We start from the raw sequence: 7,077 nt of genomic DNA on the forward strand, positions 1-7,077 counted from the left end.
TCTAGCACCAGTTTAGTGGGTCCTTATTGGTGCGGTCAACTTCAGGGCGGACCGGCCCACCACGCGCGGAGCCACCCCGATCGCCGGGGTGGCTCGCCGGGTCACAAGACGCTGCCTACTGCGTCGTCCGGTTGTAGTCCTCGATGCCCTTCGTGATCTCCTCCGCCGCCTTGGTCAGCGCCTCCGCCGACGTGGCCTGGCCCAGGATCACCGACTCCATCGCCGCCTCCACGATCTGGCGGGCCTGCGGGAAGATGCCGATCACCGCACCCTGGGTCACCGTGCTCAGCTTGGAGGCCCGCAGCTGCTCGATGGCGGTGGTGAACTGGGGCCGCTGGGCGTGCCAGTCCTTCAGCATCTGCTGGTCGTAGGCCGCCCTGCGCACCGGGAAGTAGCCCGTGGCCATCGACCACTCGGCCTGCACCTCGGGCTGGGTCAGCCACTTCACAAACTCCCAGGCGGCCCACTGCTCCTTCGCCGACTTGAGGTTCGTGATCCAGACCGACGCACCGCCGATGATCACGCCGCCGTCCACCCCCTGCGGCCGGGGCAGGAAAGCGGTGCCGATCTCAAACTTGTCGCCCACCCCGTTGAGGATGTTGCCCAGCGCAGCCGTGGAGTCCAGGGTCATGGCGATGCGGCCGGCGGCGAAAGCGGCCTGGGTCTCTGACGTCTTCCGTCCCAGGTTGACCGCCGAGCCCTCGTCCACCATGGCCTTCAGCCAGTTCACGAACCGCTCGCCCTCGGGCGAGTTGATGATGGCCTTGGTGGCCCTGGCGCTGCGGCCGTTGTCGTTGTCGACGTAGTGGGCGCCCTGCACCGCCAGGAACTGCTCGAAGAACCAGCCGTAGAGGGCGATGCCTGCGCCGTAGCGGGTCTCGCCGTCCCGGGTAACCGTCAGCTGCCTGGCGTACTGCTGGAACTCCTCAAAGGTGCGGGGCGGCTGGTCGGGGTTCAGCCCGGCCTCCCGGAAGGCATCCTTGTTGTAGTAAACGATCGGCGTTGAGGTGTTGAACGGCATCGAGTAGAGGCGCCCGTCGAAGGTGTAGTACCCCAGGATGTTGGGCTCGAAGTCCTCGACGGAGAACCCGTCGGCGTCGATGAAGTTCTGCATGGGAGTGATCATCCCCGAGTCGATCATGAACCGGCTGCCGATCTCGTAGACCTGCATGATCGTCGGCCCCTCGGGGCCCGCCGCCCGCAGTTTCTGCAGTGCATCGTCGTAGGTGCCCTGGTAGACGGCCTCCACCTCCACCCTATCCTGCGCGCTGTTGAACCGGTCGACAAGCCGCTGCACCGCCTCGCCGGCGACGCCGCCCATCGCGTGCCAGAAGGTGACCTTCACCCGCTCGCCCGGCTGGATCTCGACCTTCTCGAAGCCGCCCCCGGTACCGCCGCCCGCGGAGCCGCCACCCTCCGAGCCGCCGCCGCCGCCCGGCGACGAGCTGCGGCCGCAGCCGGCCAGCAGGGCCACGATCAACAGCAGGGACCAAAGGGTCATCAGAGGCCGCTTGAACCCGCTCACGTGCAGAATCCCCCTCTTTGCCATTCTTGCGATCTGTTGCCGTGCCGTCCTGAGGCTGCGCCTCAGGCGGTCGCATATCTGCCACCTGAACCCTTCCCTCTACCCCTTGATGCCGCCGGCCATCATCCCCCGCACCAGGTAGCGCTGCCCCCACAGGAGGATCAGCAGGGCCGGCACCAGGCAGAGCACCGCACCCGCCATGATCCTGTGGTACTGCATCCCTTCCTCGTTCATGAGGAAGCGCACCCCGATCTGCACCGTGCGCATCAGCCGGGTGTTGGTCACCAGCAGGGGCCACAGGTACTGGTTCCAGGTGCTGAGGAACGTGTAGGCGCCCAGGGTGAGCAGGCCGGGGCGGGCCAGGGGCAGGGCGACGGACCAGAAGAAGCGGAACCGGCCGCACCCGTCGATGCGGGCCGCGTCCTCCAGCTCCCTGGGAACCTGCATGAAGAACTGCCGCAGCAGGAAGGTGCCGAAGGCCGTGGCCAGGAAGGGCAGGATCAGGCCGGGGTACGAGTTGAGCAGCCGGAGCGACCGGATCGTCAGGTAGTTGGGGATCAGCGTGACCTCCCAGGGGACCATCATCGTGGACATGAAGAGGGCAAACAGGGCCGCCCGGCCGCGGAAGTGCATGAAGGCGAAGGCGTAGCCCGACAGGCTGGCCGTGGCGATCTGGCCCAGGGTCACCGCGGCGGAGACCACCAGGGAGTTGAGGAGGTAGCGCGCCACCGGCACCGTCCGGGCGACCTCGGCGTAGTTGGCCCACCGCAGCGAGCTGGGGATGAAGCGCGGCGGGAACGTGTTGACCTCGGCGGGGGGCATCAGGCTGATGGAGACGGCGTAGAGCAGCGGGAAGACGATGACCAGCGCCGCAGCGGTCAGCAGCAGGTAGAGCAGCAGCCGGCCCAGGGGGTTGCGCACGCTCACTGGTAATGCACCCGCCTCTCACCCAGCCGGAACTGGAGATAGGTGAGGATCACCATGACGATGAAGAGCAGGATCGCCTGGGCGCTGGCCGCGCCGAACTCGTACTGCCGGAAGGCCACCTGGTAGATGCGGTAGACGACGGTGTTCGTGGCATTGGACGGGCCGCCCGAGGTCATGATGTCGATCTCGGCGAAGACCTGGAAGGCGTGGATCACGCCCACCACGGCGGCGAAGAAGAGCGTGGGGGAGATCATCGGCAGCGTGATGTGGCGGGTCTTGGCCCAGAAGCCGGCGCCGTCCACCACCGCCGCCTCCAGCAGCTCCTCCGGCACGTTCTGGAGGGCGCTGAGCATCAGCACGAAGTTGAACCCGAGCCGCAGCCAGATGCTCACCATGCCCACCGCCGGCAGGGCCCAGCGCGGGTCGGTGAGCCAGTGGACCCGCCCGATGCCCACGTACCCCAGCAGGTAGTTGAGGATGCCCGACACGGGGTTGAGCAGCATCACCCAGATGGTGCTCCCGATGGCGGCCGAGACGGCGAGCGGCGAGGAGAAGATCAGCTGGAAGAGGCGGGTCCCCCTGAGCGGCTGGTGCGCCAGCAGGGCGAGCGCCAGGCCCAGCAGCAGCCCCACCGGCACGGTGTAGAACACGAAGAGCAGCGTGACCCCCATGCTCTGCAGGAACGTGGAGCTGAGCGTGTTGGCGTAGTGCTCGAGCCCGACGAAGACCCGGGGCCGCCCCAGCGGGTCGGTGAGGAAGAGGCTCAGATAGATGGAGCGCACGATCGGATAGAAGGTGAAGATGGCGAGCAGGGCCAGGCTGGGGGCGAGGTACAGGTAGGGCTCCACCAGCTCTGCCCAGCGGGTTCGGGCCTTCGGGGCCTGCGTGCGCGGCCGGGGTCGCACCGCCTGCTCCGGTAGGCTGGCCAATCGCTCTCCCCCTTTCGGCAGCGATTTTGGGTGAAGCAAGTTATTCCCCCTTGCGGCCGGCTTCTCCTGCCGCAATAATCTGATTTTAACTTAATGAAAGTCCTTTGTTGGCTAACCAGAAGGTCAGGGCATCCCCTGCGGCCGTGGAAGAGGCCGGCCTTCACCGCCCGCCCACACGCACAGCGCGGGGCCAGGTGGAAGCGAATTCCACCTGGCCCCGCGCATCCCGCTGTGCGGTTCGACTACCGGGTCGTCAGGTTGTACTGCTCGATGCCCTTGGTGATCTCGGCTTCGGCCTCGGCCAGGGCCTGCTCAGGCGTCTTCTGCCCGAGGACCACGGCCTCCATCGCCGCCTCCACGATCTGGCGGGCCTGCGGGAAGGTGCCGATCACCGCGCCCTGGGTCGCCGTGGTCAGCTTGGAGGCCCGCAGCTGCTCGATGGCGGTGGTGAACTGCGGCCGCTGCGCGTGCCACTCCTTCAGGATCTGCTGGTCGTAGGCCGCCTTGCGGACCGGGAAGTAGCCGGTGCGGATCGACCACTCGGCCTGCTGCTCCGGCTCCACCAGCCACTTCACGAACTCCCAGGCCGCCTGCTGCTCCTCCTTCGGCCGGACGTTGGTGATCCAGACCGAGGCGCCGCCGATGATCACGCCGCCGTCGATCCCCTGGGGCCGCGGCAGGAAGGCGGTGCCGACCTCGAACTTGTCACCGACGCCGGAGAGGATGGTGCTCAGAACGGCGGTGGAGTCCAGGGTCATCGCGATCCGCCCGGCGGAGAACGCCGCCTGGGTGTCGCTGGTCTTGCGGCCGAGGTTGACGGCCGAGCCGTCGTCGATCATCGCCTGGAGCCAGGCCAGGATCTTCTGGCCCTCGGGGGTGTTGATGGTCGCCCGGGTGGCCTTGGCGGCACGCCCGTTGTCGTTGTCGACGTAGTGAGCGCCCTGGACCGCCAGGAACTGCTCGAAGAACCAGCCGTACCACGCGATGCCGGCGCCGTACCGGGTGTCGCCGCCCTCGGTCTTGGTCAGCTTGCGGGCGTACTCATGGAACTCCTCCATGGTCTTGGGGGGATTCTCCGGATCCAGTCCTGCCTCGCGGAAGGCGTCCTTGTTGTAGTAGACGATCGGGGTGGAGGTGTTGAACGGCATCGAGTAGAGGCGGCCGTCGAAGGTGTAGTAGCCCAGGATGTTGGGCTCCAGGTCGGCGATGCTGTAGTTCTCAGCATCGATGAAGTCCTGCATGGGCGTGATCAGGCCCGAGTCGATCATGAAGCGGCTGCCGATCTCGTAGACCTGCATGAGCGTGGGGCCCTCGGGGCCTGCGGCCTTCAGCTTCTGCAGCGCTTCGTCGTAGGTGCCCTGGTACGCGGCCTCCACGACGATGCGGTCCTGCGAGCTGTTGAACTTCTGGACGAGGTAGTCCACAGCCTCGCCGTTCTTGCCGCCCATGGCGTGCCAGAAGACGACCTTCACCTTCTCGCCGGACTGGGGCGCCGCCTGCTGCTGGCCACCGCCGGACGTCTGCGTGCCGCCGGACCCGCCGTCGCTGCTGGTGCCGCCGGTGCCGCCCGAGCCGCCGCAACCGGCCAGCAGACTGATAGCCAAGAGGAGCGCAGTCAGGATCATGCCGGTTCTTCTGGTGCGTCGCGTCATTGCGTTCGCCTCCCGATGCTGAGTTGTATCGACACTACCCCTTCACGCTTCCAGCCATCATCCCGCGTACGAGGTAGCGCTGACCCCAGAGGAGGAAGACCAGGGCAGGCAGCATGAACAGCACCACGCCTGCCATGATCCGGTGGTACTGCAGCCCCTCCTCGTTCATCAGGAACCGGGTGCCGATCTGCACCGTCCGCATCAGGCGGTTGTTGGTCACCAGAAGCGGCCACAGGTACTGGTTCCACACGGAGAGGAAGGTGTAGGCGCCCAGCGTGAGCAGACCGGGCCGCGCCAGCGGCAGGGCGATCGTCCGGAAGAAGAGGAACCGGCTGCAGCCGTCGATGCGGGCCGCCTCCTCCAGCTCCCGGGGGATCTGCATGAAGAACTGCCGGAGCAGGAAGGTGCCAAAGGCGGTGGCCAGGAAGGGCAGGATCAGGCCCGGATAGGAGTTGAGCAGCTTCCACGAGCGGATGGTGAGGTAGTTGGGGATGATGGTGATCTCCCACGGCACCATCATCGTGGACATGAACAGGGCGAACAGCGCGGCCTTGCCCCGGAAGTTCATGAAGGCGAAGGCGTAGGCCGACAGGCTGGCGGTGATCACCTGACCGAGGGTGACGACCGACGAGACGATCAGGCTGTTGAGCAGGTAGCGGCCCACCGGCACCGAGCGGGCGACCTCCAGGTAGTTGGACCAGCGGGGCGAGGCCGGGATGAGCTTCGGCGGAAAGGTGTTGACCTCGGACGGGTCCATCAGGCTGACGAGGATGGCGTAGAGGATGGGGAAGAGAACGATCAGGGACGCCAGGATCAGCGCCAGGTAGAGCAGCAACTTGTTCAGGCGGTCTGCGATTCTCACTGGTAGTGCACCCGCCTTTCACCCAGCCGGAACTGGAGGTAGGTGAAGAAGACCATCACGATAAAGAGCAGGATCGCCTGGGCGCTGGCCGCGCCGAACTCGTACTTGCGGAACGCCTCCTGGTAGATCTGGAAGACGACCACGCTGGTGGCGTTGGAGGGTCCGCCGGCGGTCATCATGTCGATCTCGGTGAAGACCTGGAAGGCATGGATCACGCCCACCACCAGGGCGAAGAAGATCGTCGGCGAGATCATCGGCAGGGTGATGTGCCAGGTCCGGGCCCACGGCCCCGCGCCGTCCACGAGGGCCGCCTCGTAGAGCTCTTCCGGCACGTTCTGCAGCCCGCTCAGCATCAGGACGAAGTTAAAGCCGAGCCGCAGCCAGATGCTGACCATGCCCACGGCCCAGAGCGCCCACCTGGGGTCGGTGAGCCAGTGGACCTTCCCGATGCCAAGGAGCCCCATCACGTAGTTGACGATGCCGGAGACCGGGTTCAGCATCATCAGGAAGATGGTCGCACCCGTGGCGGCCGAGACAGCCAGCGGCGAGGAGAAGACCAGCTGGAAGAACCGGGTGCCCTTGAGCGGCTGGTAGGCCAGCAGGGCGAGGATCAGCCCCAGCACCAGCCCGACGGGAACCGTGTAGAGCACGAACTTGATGGTCACCAGCAGGCTCTGCAGGAACGTGCCCGAGAGCTGCGACGCGTAGTGCTCCAGGCCGATGAACACCTTGGGGTTACCCAGGGGATCGGTGAGGAAGAGACTCAGGTAGATCGAGCGCAGGATCGGGTAGAAGACGAAAATCGCCAGCACGGTGAGACTGGGTGCGATGCAAAGGTAGGGTTCCAGACGCTCCATCCAGCGACCGGAACCCCTGGGTCTCGCGGGCTCGGTGCGAACTGCAGCTTTGGTGCCTGCGCCTCGCAAAACCTGTCACCCCATTCCGCTGTGTTATGCGACTGTAGTCAACTATCTTCTTTTCGGCACCCTCCTTTCCTTCTCGACATTTATATTGAAAGGGCTCATTGTTCTATAAACAAGATGTATGATAATATGAATTTACATTCCTGCACCGAATCCGCCGCGGCGCTAGGAGCCTGTCTGAGTAAGCCAGTTCTGTAGGAGCAAAAGGGTTGGGTGTCCAATGTCTTCAGCATGAGCAAGAAGACGTATCGACCGTATG

General features: G+C 65.6%; 6 protein-coding genes. All 6 read right to left on the reverse strand.

Going from position 1 to position 7,077, the window contains the following annotated elements:
- Positions 1–115: 115 nt before the first annotated feature.
- Positions 116–1,525 carry an ABC transporter substrate-binding protein gene (locus tag J2Z79_RS16810; protein WP_342589527.1) on the reverse strand — a complete coding sequence of 470 codons (1,410 nt, stop codon included), beginning with the start codon at positions 1,523–1,525 and terminating at the stop codon, positions 116–118.
- A 99-nt stretch (positions 1,526–1,624) separates the two neighbouring features.
- On the reverse strand, positions 1,625–2,452 hold the full coding sequence (locus tag J2Z79_RS16815) for a carbohydrate ABC transporter permease (RefSeq protein WP_209468064.1): 828 nt from the start codon (positions 2,450–2,452) through the stop codon (positions 1,625–1,627).
- Positions 2,449–3,381: a carbohydrate ABC transporter permease gene (locus J2Z79_RS16820; RefSeq protein WP_209468065.1), complete on the reverse strand. Its 933-nt coding sequence runs from the start codon at positions 3,379–3,381 to the stop codon at positions 2,449–2,451. The genes J2Z79_RS16815 and J2Z79_RS16820 overlap by 4 nt, the downstream gene beginning before the upstream one ends.
- Positions 3,382–3,623: 242 nt before the next feature.
- The gene (locus J2Z79_RS16825; protein WP_245302924.1) at positions 3,624–5,033 is read right to left on the reverse strand and encodes an ABC transporter substrate-binding protein; all 1,410 of its coding nucleotides are present in this window, start codon (positions 5,031–5,033) and stop codon (positions 3,624–3,626) included.
- 34 nt (positions 5,034–5,067) lie between these two features.
- On the reverse strand, positions 5,068–5,895 hold the full coding sequence (locus J2Z79_RS16830; RefSeq protein WP_209468066.1) for a carbohydrate ABC transporter permease: 828 nt from the start codon (positions 5,893–5,895) through the stop codon (positions 5,068–5,070).
- Complete coding sequence (locus J2Z79_RS16835; protein ID WP_209468067.1) at positions 5,892–6,752, reverse strand: carbohydrate ABC transporter permease; 861 nt, start codon at positions 6,750–6,752, stop codon at positions 5,892–5,894. The genes J2Z79_RS16830 and J2Z79_RS16835 overlap by 4 nt, the downstream gene beginning before the upstream one ends.
- Between the last annotated feature and the right edge of the window lie 325 nt (positions 6,753–7,077).

The organism is Symbiobacterium terraclitae, assembly GCF_017874315.1.
In the GTDB taxonomy this organism is placed as follows: domain Bacteria; phylum Bacillota; class Sulfobacillia; order Symbiobacteriales; family Symbiobacteriaceae; genus Symbiobacterium; species Symbiobacterium terraclitae.